The 16327-nt window shown below is 70.8% G+C and carries 15 protein-coding genes; 12 read left to right on the top strand and 3 right to left on the bottom strand.

Translation table 11 applies throughout. The annotated features are described in order from the left end of the window. Positions 1 to 102: 102 nt before the first annotated feature. From ABS642_RS18210 to ABS642_RS18200, 3 genes are read left to right on the top strand one after another with little or no spacing between them, the layout of a single operon-like run. Positions 103 to 732: a hypothetical protein gene (locus ABS642_RS18210; RefSeq protein ID WP_350351236.1), complete on the top strand. Its 630-nt coding sequence runs from the start codon at positions 103 to 105 to the stop codon at positions 730 to 732. Then, on the top strand, positions 732 to 1373 hold the full coding sequence (locus ABS642_RS18205) for a hypothetical protein (RefSeq protein ID WP_350351235.1): 642 nt from the start codon (positions 732 to 734) through the stop codon (positions 1371 to 1373). The genes ABS642_RS18210 and ABS642_RS18205 overlap by 1 nt, the downstream gene beginning before the upstream one ends. Then, a complete protein-coding gene (locus tag ABS642_RS18200) occupies positions 1370 to 1606 on the top strand; it encodes a helix-turn-helix domain-containing protein (protein WP_350351234.1) in 237 nt (78 codons plus the stop codon). Before ABS642_RS18205 ends, ABS642_RS18200 begins: the two co-directional genes overlap by 4 nt. 134 nt (positions 1607 to 1740) lie before the next feature. Here ABS642_RS18200 and ABS642_RS18195 read toward each other — a convergent pair whose 3' ends face one another. Then, positions 1741 to 2121: a YbjQ family protein gene (locus tag ABS642_RS18195; protein WP_350351233.1), complete on the bottom strand. Its 381-nt coding sequence runs from the start codon at positions 2119 to 2121 to the stop codon at positions 1741 to 1743. Positions 2122 to 2217: 96 nt separating this feature from the next. Between ABS642_RS18195 and ABS642_RS18190 the strand changes: the two genes are divergently transcribed. Next, positions 2218 to 2559 (top strand): hypothetical protein, encoded by a 342-nt coding sequence (locus ABS642_RS18190; RefSeq protein WP_350351232.1) that lies wholly within the window; start codon positions 2218 to 2220, stop codon positions 2557 to 2559. Between the two features lie 151 nt (positions 2560 to 2710). Then, the gene (locus ABS642_RS18185) at positions 2711 to 4135 is read left to right on the top strand and encodes a dicarboxylate/amino acid:cation symporter (RefSeq protein WP_350351231.1); all 1425 of its coding nucleotides are present in this window, start codon (positions 2711 to 2713) and stop codon (positions 4133 to 4135) included. Between the two features lie 136 nt (positions 4136 to 4271). On the opposite strand, the gene ABS642_RS18180 is transcribed toward ABS642_RS18185, so the two are convergent. Together ABS642_RS18180 and ABS642_RS18175 are read right to left on the bottom strand one after the other, a co-directional pair. Beyond that, the gene (locus ABS642_RS18180) at positions 4272 to 6002 is read right to left on the bottom strand and encodes a cation:proton antiporter (RefSeq protein WP_350351230.1); all 1731 of its coding nucleotides are present in this window, start codon (positions 6000 to 6002) and stop codon (positions 4272 to 4274) included. 43 nt (positions 6003 to 6045) lie between these two features. Further along, complete coding sequence (locus tag ABS642_RS18175; RefSeq protein WP_350351229.1) at positions 6046 to 7224, bottom strand: NAD(P)/FAD-dependent oxidoreductase; 1179 nt, start codon at positions 7222 to 7224, stop codon at positions 6046 to 6048. A 78-nt stretch (positions 7225 to 7302) separates the two neighbouring features. On the opposite strand from ABS642_RS18175, the gene ABS642_RS18170 reads away from it, so the two are divergent. From ABS642_RS18170 to ABS642_RS18140, 7 genes are all read left to right on the top strand, one after another. Then, the gene (locus ABS642_RS18170) at positions 7303 to 7812 is read left to right on the top strand and encodes a MarR family transcriptional regulator (protein WP_350351228.1); all 510 of its coding nucleotides are present in this window, start codon (positions 7303 to 7305) and stop codon (positions 7810 to 7812) included. A gap of 43 nt (positions 7813 to 7855) precedes the next feature. Further along, on the top strand, positions 7856 to 8896 hold the full coding sequence (locus ABS642_RS18165; protein ID WP_350351227.1) for an LLM class flavin-dependent oxidoreductase: 1041 nt from the start codon (positions 7856 to 7858) through the stop codon (positions 8894 to 8896). A gap of 107 nt (positions 8897 to 9003) precedes the next feature. Further along, complete coding sequence (gene glp, locus ABS642_RS18160) at positions 9004 to 10272, top strand: gephyrin-like molybdotransferase Glp (RefSeq protein WP_350351226.1); 1269 nt, start codon at positions 9004 to 9006, stop codon at positions 10270 to 10272. Continuing rightward, complete coding sequence (locus tag ABS642_RS18155) at positions 10269 to 11180, top strand: DUF6457 domain-containing protein (protein ID WP_350351225.1); 912 nt, start codon at positions 10269 to 10271, stop codon at positions 11178 to 11180. Before glp ends, ABS642_RS18155 begins: the two co-directional genes overlap by 4 nt. A 146-nt stretch (positions 11181 to 11326) precedes the next feature. Then, positions 11327 to 12715: an MFS transporter gene (locus tag ABS642_RS18150; RefSeq protein ID WP_350351224.1), complete on the top strand. Its 1389-nt coding sequence runs from the start codon at positions 11327 to 11329 to the stop codon at positions 12713 to 12715. A 2-nt stretch (positions 12716 to 12717) separates the two neighbouring features. Next, positions 12718 to 14259 (top strand): FAD-dependent oxidoreductase, encoded by a 1542-nt coding sequence (locus tag ABS642_RS18145; RefSeq protein WP_350351223.1) that lies wholly within the window; start codon positions 12718 to 12720, stop codon positions 14257 to 14259. Then, positions 14256 to 16322 (top strand): molybdopterin oxidoreductase family protein, encoded by a 2067-nt coding sequence (locus ABS642_RS18140; protein WP_350351222.1) that lies wholly within the window; start codon positions 14256 to 14258, stop codon positions 16320 to 16322. The genes ABS642_RS18145 and ABS642_RS18140 overlap by 4 nt, the downstream gene beginning before the upstream one ends. The last annotated feature ends 5 nt before the right edge of the window (positions 16323 to 16327 follow it).

The following is a 16327-nucleotide window of genomic DNA, read 5'->3' as shown; positions in this document are numbered from 1 at the left end:
CCACCGGAGCGAGTGCGGGGTTGACGGATATATCGACAGTCGATACATTAACGTTTATCGGTAACAACGACTATCGATATGTGGAGACGAGGAGTGAGGGACATGGACGTCGAGAAGCAGGGAGCGAAGCAGGGAGCGCTGACCAGAGGCGACAAGGCGGGGCTCATCGCCTTCTGCATCGCGGGCGCCGGGATCGCGGCCTCGATGATCGGGTTCTGCATCCACCGCATCGTCGAACTCGGCCGCGGGACCGACGTGCCCGTGCTCATCGAGTTCGCAGGTGACGACGTGCAGGCCCCGCTCACGACCGGCGGCGGCACGGTCACGGTCGGCCTCGACCAGGCCACCATCACCGCCGCGACGCTGCCGCCGATCGCAACGGTCCCCGGCATCATCGGCCAGGTCATCCAGATCCTGACGATCATCGTCGTCATCGGCTGCCTGATCCTGCTCGCGCAGAGCACGCTGAGCGGACGCATCTTCAACCGCCGGAACACCGCACTCGTGATGACCGCCGGGATCACCGGCCTCGTCGGCTTCGCCGCCGTGCGATTCTTCGAGAACATGCTCGCCAACGCGACCGTCAACGTCGTCACCGACAACGCGATCGACAACGCGGTCATCACTGCCGAGCCGTTCACCTTCATCCTGGCCGCGTTCATCATCTCGGTCATCGGCACCGCGTTCGTGGTCGGCGACAAGCTGCAGCGCGAGACGGAGGGACTCGTCTGATGGCCGCCTCAGCCACACCCCAGACCCGCTCGGACACGGCGGATGCGATCACCGTCATCTTCCTCAGTGCCGCAGCACTCGTGATCGTCGGAATCTCCACTGCACTCCGCATCGGCAGCACCTTCCGCGACAGCGGGATCGCCTGGGTGATCCCCATCGACGAGCAGCCCATCTCCGCGACGGCCGATTCCGGCGCAGTACAGGTCGAGGGCATCGCGCAGCAGGCCATGGTCTTCGCGACCGGGGTGGATGCGGGGTCGGTCGCAGCGATCGTCGCGGCCATCGCCCTGTGGGCGATCGCGGCACTCGTCGTCCTCGGATCCGTCGCACTCGTCGCATGGAATCTCCTTCGCGGTCGGATCTTCGTCCCAGGCAACGCACGAGCCTTCGATGCCATCGGCTGGACACTTGCGGTCGCACCCTTCGTCATCGTGATCCTCGAGACCATAGGGCGCAACGGTGTGACCGCGACCCTCGGCCTCGGCGTCGTCGACCCCGTCCATCCGATCGAGTTCTGGGCGGTCACGCCGATCTTCGCGACCGGCGTCGCCGTCGGGTTGATCGCGGTCGCATTCCGCCGCGGCATCCGACTCCGCCAGCAGAAGGAAGGGCTCGAGAAGGAGACGGAGGGCCTGGTGTGAGCCCGGCCGAGAACGTCGAGGAGTTCACCGGCATCCACTGCCGACTCGACGAGCTGCTCGCCGAGCGCGGGATGACGCTCACCGAGCTGAGCGGGCTGGTCGGGGTGAGCATCGTGAACCTGTCGGTGCTGAAGAACGACCGCGCTCGCGCGATCCGGTACTCCACACTGCGGGCGATCTGCGATGCGCTCGACTGCGAGGTCGGCGAGCTGCTGGTGCTGGCGCCGCGCTGACGCCCGGCAGCGGGCGACGCTCCCGCCGTTTGCGGCATCCGGTCGCACTTTCGGCCGGATGCCGGGCGGCGAGGCGACGGCAATTGCGACCGGAGCGGCGCCAGGCGTCAGAGACTGCGACCGGAGCGGCGCGACTAGGGGGCGGGCGGCGGAGCTTGCGGAGACGCCGGAGGAGCGGATGCCGGTGGCGCGGGCTGCCCGAGCGACTCCACGACGACCGCGGTGCCGTAGCCGCACACCTCGCTGAAGTTGCCGATGGACCCGGTGTCGAAGCGCATCGCGACGATCGCGTTGGCCCCGCGCTGCTGCGCCTCGGCCCACATCCGGCCCATCACCACCTGGCGGCTCTCGTACATGACCTGCGTGTACTCCGGGATCTCGCCGCCGCCCAGCGAACGGAATCCGGCGGTGAAGCTCTGTCCGAAATCGGTCGAGCGGACCGTGAGGCCCATGACCTCGCCGAGCACCTGCGTGATGCGGTATCCGGGCACGTCGTTCGTGGTCACGATGAACATGAGGACATCGTGCCAGAAGCGTCCGTCTCTGACACGGGCAATTCTCCCCATGCAAGACCCTCTATGAATCCGCTGTGAGCCGCTAGCGTGGGCACCATGAAGATCAACGACCGGAACCTGCGCACCACCAGCCGCCTCCTCCTCGCCCTCCCCATCGCCGCGCTCGCGTTCTCGCTCGCCGCGTGCGGCGGACCGAGCCGCCCGTCCGAAGCCGACGTCGCCAAGGGACTCGCCGAGTTCTTCGACAGCCAGGGCATGGGCGACCAGATCGACGCCGACGCCGCCGAGTGCCTGGCGGAGTACCTCGTCGACTCCGACCTGAGCAACGAGACCCTCACGTTCCTCGCGAACGGCGAGGACAAGCAGAAGAACGAGGCCGACAAGGCTCTCACCACCCAGATCATCTCCGACAACGTCCAGGAGTGCATCGCCGACTGATTCCGGCGGTGCGCGGCGCAGAGGATGACGGATGCCACGGCATCCGTCATCCTTCGTCATATCGGATCGGGGAATGCAGCGGCGCTCCTAGCGTTGAGCGTTATGGCGTGCATTCGGCCCGCCGCGATTTCCCCTGGAGTTCTGTCCCCACATGAGCACTACCGCACGCGCCCAGAAGGCGCCTGACACCCGCGGACCGGTCCGGAAGCTGCTGACCTCGTTCGGCTTCCAGATCCTCGCCGCCCTCGTCCTCGGCATCGCCGGCGGCCTCCTCGCCCGCCAGCTCGGCGCGACCGCGGACAACCCGAACGGACTGTCCGCGACACTCGACACGATCGGCAGCTCGTACGTGACGCTGCTGCGCGCCGCCGTCGTCCCGCTGATCTTCACGGCCATCGTGGCGAGCATCTCGAACCTGCGTCGCGTGCAGAACGCCGCGCGCCTCGCCGGTCAGACGCTGCTGTGGTTCGCGATCACCGCGTTCATCGCCGTGACCATCGGCATCGTCCTCGGCCTCGTCATCCAGCCGGGCTCGAAGGCCGGCGAGGGCCTCACGCCCGGTGAGCCGTACACGGTCGGCACGTGGTGGAACTTCCTCCTCGGCCTCATCCCGCAGAACTTCCTCGGCCTCGGTGCGAGCACGCAGGTCGATCTCGAGACCGGCAGCGCGACCTCCAGCATCAGCTTCAACATCCTGCAGGTCATCGTCGTGGCCGCGGCCGTGGGCATCGCCGCCCTCAAGGCCGGCAAGAAGGCCGAGCCGTTCCTCGCGTTCACCGAGTCGCTGCTCAAGGTCATCCAGCGTGTGCTGTGGTGGATCATCCGCATCGCACCGCTCGGCACGTTCGGTCTGATCGGCGCCGCCGTCGTCGAGTACGGCTGGGAGAAGCTGGCGTCGCTCGCCTGGTTCGCCGCGGCGATCTACATCGGCCTCGCCCTCGTGATCTTCGTGGTCTACCCGATCCTCGTGAAGACGCACGGCCTGTCCATCAAGCAGTACTTCTCGGGCGTCTGGCCCGCCGTGCAGCTGGCCTTCGTCAGCCGCTCGTCGATCGGCACGCTGCCGCTGACCGAGCGCGTGACCGAGCGCAACCTCGGCGTGCCCCGCTCGTACGCCTCGTTCGCCGTGCCGTTCGGTGCGACCACGAAGATGGACGGCTGCGCAGCGATCTACCCGGCCATCGCCGCGATCTTCGTCGCGCAGTTCTTCGGCATCGAGCTGAACTTCGTGCAGTACCTGCTGATCGTGATCGTCTCGGTCGTCGGCTCGGCGGCCACCGCGGGCACGACCGGCGCGACCGTCATGCTCACGCTCACGCTGTCGACCCTGGGCCTCCCGCTCGAGGGCGTCGGCCTGCTGCTCGCGATCGACCCGATCCTCGACATGGGCCGCACCGCGGTCAACGTCGCCGGTCAGGCCCTCGTGCCGACGATCGTCGCCAAGCGCGAGGGCATCCTCGACGAGGAGCTCTACAACGCGCCGCGTGAGGGCCTGCCCTTCGCCGACGACAACGACGCCGACGACGCCCCCGAGGCGGATGCCGTCACCGACAAGGAGCCGGTCGGCTCGCGCTGACCCTGCTCCGCCGAAGCCCCGGGGCCGAGCCGCCCCTTTCTGCGCGAACCGGCCCTCTGCGTACGTACGCAGAGGGCCGGTTCGTACACAGAGGGGCCGCTCGACGCCGCCGGGTATGGGTGGGAGAGCCGGCGTTCTACGCGCGACCCTGCTCGCGCGTGGCGCCGCGGGTGTCGAGCGCGAGCTCCTCGGCATCCATCGCGGTGAGCAGCTCGCGCATCACCTCTTCGTCGAGGTTGCCGGCGTCGCGCTCCGCCAGGAGGATGTCGCGCCGCACCTGCAGCCAGCCCCGGGACAGTGCGACCAGATCCTCGTAGGAGGGCTGGTTCGCGGCATCCCCGACGCGCTGCGCCTCGTCGGTGTCCTTCTCGACCCGGGTCATCCGCTTCGTGAAGGCGTCGAAGAGGGGCATGTCGACCTGCCCGTGCGTCGCCTCCCACTCGAGGCGCTTCTCGGCGAGGAACGCCTTGCCGGCGGCACGGCTCTTCTCCTTCACCGCCTCGAGCGCCTTCTCGTCCTCGGCCTGGTCGACGTCGCTCGCGATGCCGAGTCCGCGGATGAGCATCGGCAGCGTCAGCCCCTGCAGCAGCAGCGTCGCGACCGTCACGATGAAGGCCACGACCACGATCGCGTGCGAGGCGTCCGAGTCCAGGGACGCGAGGTCGGCGGCGGCGAGCGCTGTCGCGAGCGTGACGACGCCGCGCATCCCGGCCCACGAGATGACCGCGTTGTCCTTCCACGTGAGCTGGAGTCCCGCCATCCGCTCGCGCACGATCTGGGACCGCAGCTCCTCCGCGCTGTACCGGCTCCAGCGCGAGGACTGCTCTCGGCGCTTGTCGAAATCCCCCGAGGCGATGCCGCGATCCATGCGGGCGAGGCGCCGGCGGTCCTGGAAGTTCGACCAGGCGCCGGTCGGGTAGACGTACAGCGGGCGCACGACGAGCACGACCAGCAGCACCGCGCCGGAGAGGAGCAGGATGTGCCCCACCGACTCGCTGCCGAGATCTCGGAGCACGCGGGGGAACTGCAGTCCGATGTACGCGAACACGAAGCTCTCCAGCAGCAGGTCGGCCGAGAGCCACAGCGGCTTCTCCTGCTGCCGGGTGGTGTAGTCGGTGCGGGGGGCGTTGAAGCCGACGTAGAGGCCCATCGCGACGACCGCGAGCACGCCGGATCCGAGCAGGTGCTCCGCGATCGCGTATGCGCCGAACGGGGCCAGCAGCCCGAAGGTGCCGATCACGACGGGGTCGCTGATCCGCATGCGCAGCTGATGCAGCACGATGCCGAAGACGAGGCCGACGACGACGCCGACCACGACCGCGAGCAGGAACTGCCAGATGCCGTCCCACACCGTCAGGGTCGCCCCGGCGAGGATCGCCGCGAACACGCGGTACAGCGTCAGCGAGGTCGCGTCGTTGATCAGGCTCTCACCGGACAGCACGGTCATGATGCGCCGAGGGAGTCCGAGCTTGCGGCCGATCGCCGCCGCCGAGACGGCATCCGGCGGGGCGACGATCGCGCCGAGCAGCAGCGCCCCGGGAAGAGTCAGCGCCGGGAAGATCCACCAGGCCACGAAGCCGACCGCGAGCGCGGTGAGCAGCACGAGCGTGACGCCGAGGCGGCGGATCTGCGGCAGGCTGCGCTTGAACCCGACGAACGAGACGTCGAGCGCCGCCGAGTACAGCAGCGGAGGCAGCACGAGGTTCAGCAGCAGATGCCCGTCGATGTCGACCTCGGGCACGAACGGCAGGAACGACGCGGCGAGCGCCACGACCGTGACCAGCAGCGGCGCGGGCCACCCGCGCCATCTCGCGACCGCCGCCACGGCGACGGCTCCGACGATCACGTAGAAGATCTCGGCATCCATGTGCCAACGCTAGCGGGGGAACGCGCGATGAGGGAGCGCGGGGTCACCAGCGGACGACGTGGTTGTAGAGATGATCGTTGCGGGTGTCCGAGGAGGCGTTGCGCAGGAACCTCGGCAGCATCGCATCACGGAGGGCGATGCCGAGCCGGGACTTCGTGACCCGCTTGTTCCGGTTGACTGCTCGTGCGTACTTCACGACCTCTTCTGCGCGTGGCCGCCGGTCGCGCTCGTAGGCGGCGAAGGCCTGTTCGTGGTCGGCGGCGTCGCGCAGGTGTCTGGCGAGCACGATCGCGTCTTCCAGCGCGAGGGAGGCGCCCTGTCCTGCACTGGGTGAGGTCGCGTGCACGGCATCTCCGACGAGGACAAGTCGCCCTCGATGCCAGTGCGGGACGTGCGTGAGATCGGAGAGCGGATAGGCGCCGATCTCCCCCTCCACCTGCTCGAGGATCTGGGGCACCGGATAGGGGTCCTCGGCATGCAGGTCCCGCAATCGCGTCAGCCAGTCCTCGTCCGTCATCGCGCGAGTCTCCGCACGCCCGAGCGCCGGCGCCGTCACGTTGGCGAACCAGTAGGCGGTGCCGTCGTCGCGCACCAGGTAGCCGAAGAAGGACTTCGCGCCGAACACCATGTACTGCTCGCCGGGCGTCGGCGCGAGACCCGGCACGCGGGAGAAGCCGCCGACGCTGATCAGCCCGCTCGGAGCGGGGGCCGGTGCCTTCGGATCGATGGCCGTCCGCACGATCGATCCCACGCCGTCGGCGCCGATGAGCACGTCGCCGCGGACGCTGCGACCGTCGTCGAAGTGCGCGACCACGGCATCCGGCGTCTCCTCGACGCGGTCCAGCCGCGCATCGAACATGAGGGGGATGCCGGCATCCGTGATCGCATCGCGCAGCACCTCGTGCAGCCAGGCGCGTCGCACGACGACGCTGCCGCGCGCCGGGTCCCCGGCGGGCCCGTTCGGGACCACGCCGAGCCGCGCTCCCCGCCCGCTGAGCATCACCATGTGCGGGCTGAGGTGCCCGTCCGACACGAGTCGGTCGCGCAGACCGAGCTCGTCGAGCACCGCGAGGCCGTTGGTGGCCACATTGAGGAAGAGCCCGCCGTACGGCGCCGGCGCGCTCCGCGCCTCGAAGATTTCCACCTGCCATCCCGCACGGTGGAGGAAGAGTGCCGTGGCGGGTCCGGCGACGCCGCCCCCGATGATGAGCGCCTTGGGCATGGGTGGTTCCTTCGATAGTCTGAGAGCAGATGAGAGAGACTCTAAAAGAGAGTCTCTCTAATATAGAGAGATTAGCGGATGCCGGAGAAAGCGTCAACGCGCGATACCGCGATCGCCCGCCAGGGCGAGGTGATGCGCGAGTTCATGGCCAGGTCCGTGCTGTTCCAGGAGGCTGTGGCGCGCTCCGGGGGCCTCAACGGGACCGATCTCCAGGCGGTGGGCCTGCTGCTGAGCGAGGGCCCGGCGACCCCCGGAGAGCTGGCTGCCCGCTCGGGCCTGACCGCCGGAGGCGCGGTGACCGCCATGATCGACCGCCTCGAGCGGGCGGGCTTCGTCACCCGCACCCGAGACGAGACCGATCGCCGCCGCGTGATCGTCTCCGCGGTCCCCGAGACCGTGATGGCACGGGTCGGGCACGTCTACGGCCGGGTCGCGGAACGCTGGAACGACTATCTCGACACCCTGACCGACGAGCAGCTCGACTTCGCGAACGAGCTGCTCGAGCGCGCGGCGACCATCAATCGCGAGGAGATCGAGACCCTGCGCGACGAGACGCGCGGACGCTCCCCCGGCACACCGCGGACCTGAACCCCGGGGAATGCCCGGGCCCGCCTCGTGGTTTGCCCTGAGGATGTCTGAACTCGCTCTCTCCGTCCTCGATCTCGTCCCGGTGCGCACCGGCCAGACCAGTGCCGAGGCCATCGCCTCCTCGCTCTCGCTGGCGGAGACCGCCGACCGGCTCGGCTGTCGCCGCTACTGGTTCGCGGAGCACCACAACATGCCCGCGGTCGCCTCGACGACTCCCCCGGTGCTGATCGCCGCGGCCGCGACGCGCACGACACGGCTGCGCCTCGGCTCCGGCGGCGTCATGCTGCCCAACCACGCGCCGCTGATCGTCGCCGAGCAGTTCGCGGCGCTCGAGGCCATCGCCCCCGGACGCATCGACCTGGGTCTCGGACGCGCTCCGGGCAGCGACCCCGTCATCACCCAGCTGCTCCGCGGCTCGGGCACGACGAGCGACGTCGAGCAGTTCCCCCGCCACGTGCAGGACATCGCAGCGCTCGTCTCCGGCGAGGGTGCGACCGTGCGGTTCACATCCGGCGGCGAGTACACGGTCCGTGCGACGCCCGCCGCGACCGGAGCACCCGAGGTGTGGCTGCTCGGCTCCAGCGACTACTCGGCGCAGCTCGCGGCATCCCAGGGCCTGCCCTACGTGTTCGCGAACCACTTCTCGGGACAGGGACTCGAGCGCGCGCTCGACCTGTACCGCACGGGCTACCAGCCCAGCGAGGAGCACCCGGAGCCGCGCACGTTCCTCACGGTCAATGTCGTCGCCGCACCCACGGCCGAGGAGGCGGAGGCGCGCGCCCTGCCGCAGCTGCGCATGATGGCGCGGCTGCGCCTGAACCAGCCCCTCGTCGCGCTGGAGACCGTCGAGGAGGCCGTCGCCGCAGAGACGGATGCCGCCACCGACCAGGTCATCCAGGCGGCGCGCTCGCGCTGGTTCGTCGGGACGGGTGCGTCGGTCGCCGCCGAGCTCCGCGCGTTCGCCGAGACCTACGGCGTCGACGAGGTCATGCTGTCGCCCGTCGCGGCATCCTACGAGTCGGAGCCGAAGGCGACGTCTCCGGGGCGCGCGCAGACGCTCGAGCTGATCGCCGCCGCGCTCTGACCACGGCCGTGCTCTGATCCGGCACCGCTCGTGCGGCCGCCGGAAATGTGCCGCAACATCGCGCACGACCCGCCGAGCGGGATGACGCCCCGGCGTACGCTGAGTCCATGCGCCCTGCCTCTCCTCCGACCGGCGCTGGCGCCATCCGCCGCACCGTGGAGGAGCATCTCGCGGTCGTGCTCTCGGCTGTCACGCCCGTGCCCTCCGCGACCGTGCCGCTCGGCGACTCCATCGGACGCACGCTCGCCGCGCCGGTGCTGGCCCGCGTCGATGTGCCGCTGTTCGACAACTCCGCCATGGACGGCTACGCCGCGCGTCACGAGGACGTCGCCGCCGCAGACGCCGCGCACCCGGTGACGGTGCGCGTCGTCGCCGACATCCCCGCCGGCTCGTCCGTCGACCCTCCCCTCGGCGCGGGCGAGGCCGCCAGGATCATGACCGGCGCTCCCGTTCCCACGGCGGCGACGGTGGTGATCCCCGTCGAGGACACCCACGGCGGATTCGCGCACTCGCAGACCTCCGCGATCGTGACCGCTGCGCCGCGGAGCGAGGGCGCGCACATCCGTCGGCGCGGCGAGGACGTGCGCGCCGGCGCGGAGGTCGCCCCGGCCGGGATCGTCGTCGGCGCCCTGCAGGCGACGGCGTTCGCGGCATCCGGTGTGGATCGGGTCGACGTGCGGCGCCGACCGCGCGTGGCCGTCATCTCGACCGGCAGTGAACTCGCCCCGCCCGGCGGCGACTTCGTCCGCGGGCAGATCCCGGAGTCGAACTCGATCCTGCTCGCAGCCTCGTGCCGGGAGGCCGGCGCCGAACTCGTTTCGGTGACGACGGTGACCGATGAGGATGCTGCGTTCGACGCGGCCTTCACGCACGCGGTCGACGACCTCGGGGCCGACCTCGTCGTCACGTCGGGCGGGGTCAGCGCCGGCGCCTACGAGGTCGTCCGCAGCGTGCTGAGCGACCGGATCGCCTTCGTCTCGGTCGCCATGCAGCCGGGAGAGCCGCAGGCGTTCGGCCGGGTCGGCGATGCGCTCGTGTTCGGCCTTCCGGGGAACCCGGTGAGCGTCGCGATGTCGTTCGAGGCGTTCGTGCGCCCTGCCCTGCTGGCGCTGCAGGGCCGGTCCGAGCTGCAGCGACCGACAATGCGGCTGCCCGCCGCGACCGGATGGCGGACCAGGCAGGGGCGCCGGCAGTTCCTGCCGGCGCGCATCGACCGCGCGGATCCGACCGGCTGGACGGTGCGGCCGGCGACCGCGGGAGGATCGGGTTCGCACCTGGCGGCCGGCCTGGCGCAGGCGGAGGCCTACGCGGTGGTTCCCGAGGATGTCGCGACCGTGAGCGCCGGCGACCTGGTCGACGTCGTGCTGCTCTCATGACCGCTCCCCTCACTCCCCTCACTCCGCACGGCTCCGGCGGCGTCGCGGCGATCGTCCTCGCCGGCGGTCGCGCCTCACGCCTGGGCGGAGCCGACAAGCCGCAGCTCGTGGTGGACGGCGAGACGCTGCTCGACCGTGCGGTGCGTGCGGTGTCGTGGTGCGATCCGCTCATCGTGGTCGGACCGCCCGCACCCGTGCGGGCCGAGGTCGTCTGGACGCGCGAGACGCCCGCGTTCGGCGGCCCCGTGGCCGCGATCGCCGCGGGCCTGGCGCATGTCGACAGCGCGGAGGTCTGGGTCCTCGCCGCCGACACCCCGCGCGCCGTGGAGGCGGTCGCACTGCTGCGCGAGCATCCGCCGGGCGACGCCGACGGGACCTGTCTCGCGGATGCCGCCGGCGCGCAGTGGCTGATCGGCCGCTATCGCACCGCAGCACTCCGCCGTGCCGTCGACGCGCTCCCCGACGGCGGCCGGGACGCCTCGATGCGCTCCCTCGTCTCGGGACTGCACCTGGACCTCGTGTCCGCCGGCGACCTGGCGGCGGACGTCGACACGTGGGACGATCTGGAGCGTGCCAGGACGCAGGCCGCTCAGGCACGAGGACGCACGGATTCAGGAGGCGACATGACAGATCAGCCGCGGCATCTCCCCGTCGATGCCCTGGACGAGTGGACCACGGCGGTGTGCGCGCGCCTGGAGCTGGATCGCTCGGATGTCGACGTGGCGCGCATCCTCGACCTCGCTCGTGACGTCGCGCACGGCGTCGCCCGCCCCGCCGCTCCGCTGAGCGCCTTCCTCGCGGGGCTCGCCGCCGGCCGCGCCGGAGGCTCTCCTGCCGACGCCGATGCCGCCGCCGCGGCGATCAGCGAGCTCGCCGCGGGCTGGCGCACGGACGACGACCACGCCTGATCGGCGGCGGCCTTCACGGAGACCTCTCATCGACTCCCGAGCCCGTGTGATGCAAAAGTAATCATCCGGAAATCGCCGAAGAGCAGCCGGGAAATACGCGACCCCTAGGTTCGGAGCATTCTTCCTCTCGAACTCCAGGAGCCGCGATGTCTCAGACGCTCGGAAACACCAGGGTCGATTCGGCCACCACCCTCACCCGCCGCGACGGTCGCTGGATCGACGGCTGGAACCCGGAGGACGCCGTCTTCTGGGCCGCGGAGGGCCGTGGGATCGCCCGCCGCAACCTCGGCTGGTCGATCTTCGCCGAGTTCCTCGGCTTCATCGTGTGGCAGCTGTGGAGCATCGTGGTCGTGCTGCTGCCGAATGCCGGCTTCACTCTCAGCACCACCGAGTCGTTCTGGCTGATCTCGCTGCCGAGCCTCGTCGGCGCGACCCTGCGCTTCCCGTACACGTTCCTCGTCGCACGGTTCGGCGGTCGCAACTGGACCATCGTGTCGGCCCTGCTGCTGCTGATCCCGGCCGGCCTGCTCGGCATCGTGGTGCAGAACCCCGAGACACCGTTCGGCGTCCTGCTCCTGGTCGCAGCCCTCGCGGGCTTCGGCGGCGGCAACTTCGCCAGCTCGATGTCGAACATCACCTACTTCTTCCCGCAGAAGGAGAAGGGATGGGCGCTCGGCCTGAACGCGGCCGGCGGCAACCTCGGCACCGCGGTCGCCCAGCTCGCCGTTCCCATCGTCGTATCGCTCACCGCCGCACTCACCTTCAACCTCTCCTTCGCGGGGTGGATGTGGATCCCGCTCATCCTCCTCGCAGCCTGGGGCGCCTGGCGCTACATGGACAACCTGTCCTCCGCGAAGGCCGACTTCGCCGGCGCCGCCGCTGCCCTGCGTGAACCGCACCTGTGGGTGCTGGCGCTGCTCTACATCGGCACCTTCGGATCGTTCATCGGCTTCTCCAGCGTGTTCCCGAAGCTGATCGCCGACACCTTCCCGGAGTACTCGACGTTCCAGGTCGGCACGGCCTCGCTCTCGCTCGCGTTCCTCGGCGCGCTCGTCGGATCGCTCGCGCGGCCCTACGGCGGCAAGCTCGCCGACCGCTTCGGCGGAGCACGCATGACGATCGCCGCGTTCGGTCTGATGATCGCCGGCGCCCTCTCCCTCCTGCTCACGCTCGAGCTGAACAGCTTCGCGCTCTTCCTCGGATGCTTCCTTCTGCTGTTCGTCGCCGCGGGCCTCGGCAACGGCTCGACCTACCGGATGATCCCGAACGTCTTCGCCGCACGCGGCGCCGCCACCGCGGGCGATCCGCTGACGGTGAGCACGCAGCGCAAGGGCGCCGCGGCCCTCGGCCTGATCTCCGCGATCGGCGCCTACGGCGGGTTCGTCATCCCGCAGGTGCTGGCCGCCGCGAAGAACGCGAGCGGGTCCTACGCCCCGGCCTTCGCAGGCTTCGTCGGCGCCTACGTGGTGCTGCTCGTCATCACCGTGCTCGTCTACGCGGTCCCGCGCGCCTCGCTCGCCGGACACCGGATCTGACCGTGCGGATCGTCGTCGTCGGTGCCGGGCCCGTCGGCATCCGGTTCGCGGAGGAGCTCCTGCCGCTCGTCTCCGCGGGCCGCGTGACGGTGACGGTGGTCGGCGCCGAGACCGCCGATCCGTACAACCGTGTGCTGATCGGCGAGTACGCGGCCGGCGAGGTCGCAGCATCCGAGCTCACACTCACGACCGCCGCCGACCTGCCGGGAGTGGACCTGCGTCTCGGCGCCCGCGCGGAGCGCATCGATCGGGAGGCGCAGCGTGTGGTGCTGGGCGACGGGTCGACCATCGCCTACGACCGGCTCGTGCTCGCCACCGGCGCCCGGCCGATCATCCCGGCACTGGACGGGTTGCACACCGTGGGGCCGGACGGCACCGGCCTCGACGCACGCCTTACGACGGGCGTGTGCGTGCTGCGCGACCTGTCGGATGCCGCCCAGGTGCGCGAGGTCGTCGAGCGAGGCGGGCGCGTGGTCGTGCTCGGCGCCGGCGTGCTCGGCATCGAGCTGGCCATGCTCCTCGCCGATGCGGGAGTCACGCCGGCCGTCGCGCACTTCGGCCCGATCCCGATGCCGCGGCAGCTCGATCGCGGCTCGGCCTCGGTCCTGTCATCCGCTCTCGCGTCGGCAGGCGTCGCGCTGGTGCCGCACACCCGCGCCGAGGGCGTGATCGTGCGCGAAGACGAGACCGGCGAGCGACGATTCCGCGCGCTGGTGAGCTCCGATGCCAAGCACATCGAGGGCGACCTGCTCGTGCTCTCGTGCGGCGTGCGCGCGCGGACCGAGCTGGCGGAGAACGCCGGACTCCGCGTCGGCAACGGCGTGCTGGTCGACAGCGCGCTGCGGTCCTGGACCGACGAGCAGATCCACGCGATCGGCGACTGCGCCCACATCGCCGATCCGGAACTCCACCTGCACGAGAAGCGCGTGCCCGGCGGACCCAACGGCCTCGTCGGCCCCGGCTGGCGTCAGGCTTCCTGGCTCGCCGCCCGCATCACCGCCGAGATCACCGCCGAGCTCGACGCCGAGGACCACGCCCCGTTCCCCGAGGATCAACCGGGTGTCGTCGTGCTGAAGGGCGAACTCGTCGATCTCGTGTCCGCCGGCGACGTCTCGGCCGACCCGTTCGCGCCGGTCCCGGCGGGCGAGGATGCGCCGGGCATAGCGGTCTGGGCCGACCCGGAGCACGGCACCTACGTGAAGATGGCGACCCGCGGCGGCGTGCTGACCGGATTCGTCGCCGTGGGGATGCCGCGCACCGCCGCCGAGCTGAGCGTGCTGTATCTGCGCGGCGGCGAGCTGCCGGCCGACCGCTCCCTGCTGCTCCGCCTCGACGACGCCGACGAGGTCGAGCCGGTGAGCGGTCGCGATGCGACCCTGTGCATCTGCAACGACGTGACGGTCGGACAGGTCGAGGACGCGATCGACGACGGCTGCGGCACCGTCGCGGAGGTCGGCGGATGCACGCGTGCCGGCACCGGATGCGGCGGATGCCGTGCCCGCATCGCCGAGCTCGTCCACGCGCACGCGGCGGCGACGGCATGACCGACACGCACTGCCCCTACTGCGCACTGCAGTGCGCGATGACGCTCACTGCAGCGCCCGACGGCCCGCTCCCGGTCAGCGTCGCCGGACGCGACTTCCCCACCAACCGCGGCGGCCTCTGCAAGAAGGGCTGGACGTCGGCCGAGCTCCTCGGCGACGCCGGCCGGCTGACGACGCCGCTGGTGCGCGGCGCCGACGGCGAGCTGCATCCCGCCGACTGGGACGCGGCTCTCGACCTGCTCGCCGCCCGCCTGCAGGGCATCGCGGCGAAGCACGGGCGCGACGCGATCGGCGTTTTCGGCGGCGGCGGGCTGACGAACGAGAAGGCCTATCAGCTGGGCAAGTTCGCGCGCATCGCGCTCGGCACCTCCCGGATCGACTACAACGGACGCTTCTGCATGTCGTCGGCCGCCGCGGCCGCGAACCGCTCGTTCGGCATCGACCGCGGACTCCCGTTCCCGCTGACGGATCTCGACACCGCCGAGACGATCCTGATGCTCGGCTCGAACGTGGGCGACACGATGCCGCCGTTCGTCTCGCACCTGCAGGGCGCCAGGGCGCGCGGCGGCCTCATCGTCGTCGACCCCCGACGCAGCTCCACGGCCCGCCTCTGCGCCGACGGCGGCGGCATCCATCTCCAGCCCGTGCCCGGCACCGACCTGGCCCTGCTGCTGTCACTCATCCACGTGGTCATCGCCGAGCATCTCCACGATGCCGGCTACGTGTCGCAGCGCACGTCCGGATTCGAGGCGCTGCGGCAGTCCGTGTCGTCGTGGTGGCCGGAGCGGGCGGCGACGGTCACGGGAGTGCCGGCGTCGCGCATCCGGGAGATCGCGCGGATGCTCGCCCGCTCAGGCTCCGCCTACATCCTCACCGGACGGGGCGTGGAGCAGCACGTCGACGGCACCGACACCGCGACCGCCGCGATCAACCTCGCCCTGCTGCTCGGTCTGCCCGGCACGCCAGGATCCGGCTACGGCACGCTCACGGGACAGGGCAACGGACAGGGCGGACGCGAGCACGGGCAGAAGGCCGACCAGCTGCCGGGGTACCGCAAGATCACGGATCCGGCCGCACGCGCGCACGTCGCCGCCGTCTGGGGCGTCGATCCCAACGACATCCCGGGCCCCGGCATCCCGGCCGTCGAGCTGCTGCAGGGCGCCGGACTGCCCGGCGGTGTGCGCGCGCTGCTCGTGCACGGCTCGAACGTCGTGGTCTCCTCGCCGAACGTCGCGACGGTGCGAGAGGCGCTCGGCCGTCTCGACCTGCTGGTGGTGTCGGACTTCTTCCTCTCCGAGACCGCGCGGATGGCCGACATCGTCCTCCCGGTGCTGCAGTGGGCCGAGGAGGAGGGCACGATGACGAACTTGGAGGGGCGGGTGCTCCGGCGCCGGAAGGCCCTCACCCCACCTCCCGGCACACGCAGCGAGCTCTGGATCATGGCGGAGCTCGCCCGGCGCCTCGACGCCCCCGGCGTGTGGAGCCTCGAACCGGCCGAGGTCTTCGACGAACTCGCCCGCGCCTCCGCCGGCGGCCCCGCGGACTACTCCGGTCTCAGCCACGCTCTGCTCGACCTCGGTGTCGAGGCGCACTGGCCCTTCCCCGTCGGCAGCCTCGGCACACCGCGCCTGTTCGCCGATCGTTTCGCGCACCCCGACGGCCGCGCGAAGCTCGTCGCCGTGCGGGCGCAGGAGCACGAGGCGGCGGACGGAGACCGGCTCAACCTCGTCACCGGGCGCCTGCTGGAGCAGTATCAGAGCGGCACGCAGACCCGCCGCGTCAGCGAGCTCACCGCGAAACGTCCGGCGCTGATCGCCCAGCTGCATCCGGCCACGGCCCGCCGACACGGCATCGGCGAGGGCGACGGCATCCGCATCGCGAACGACCGTGGCACCGTGATCGCGCGCGCCGAGCTGACGCGCGACATCCGCCCGGACACGGTGTTCCTGCCGTTCCACTACCCGGATGCCGGCAGCGCGAACCTTCTGACCGACGACCGCGTCGATCCGCACTCGGCCATGCCGGAGTTCAAGCGCGCCCTGGTGAGCGTCTCGGCGGAGTGATCCCG

Source organism: Microbacterium sp. A8/3-1 (assembly GCF_040267695.1).
Taxonomy (GTDB): Bacteria; Actinomycetota; Actinomycetes; order Actinomycetales; family Microbacteriaceae; genus Microbacterium; species Microbacterium luteolum.
This window is presented reverse-complemented; position numbering and strand designations above follow the sequence as displayed.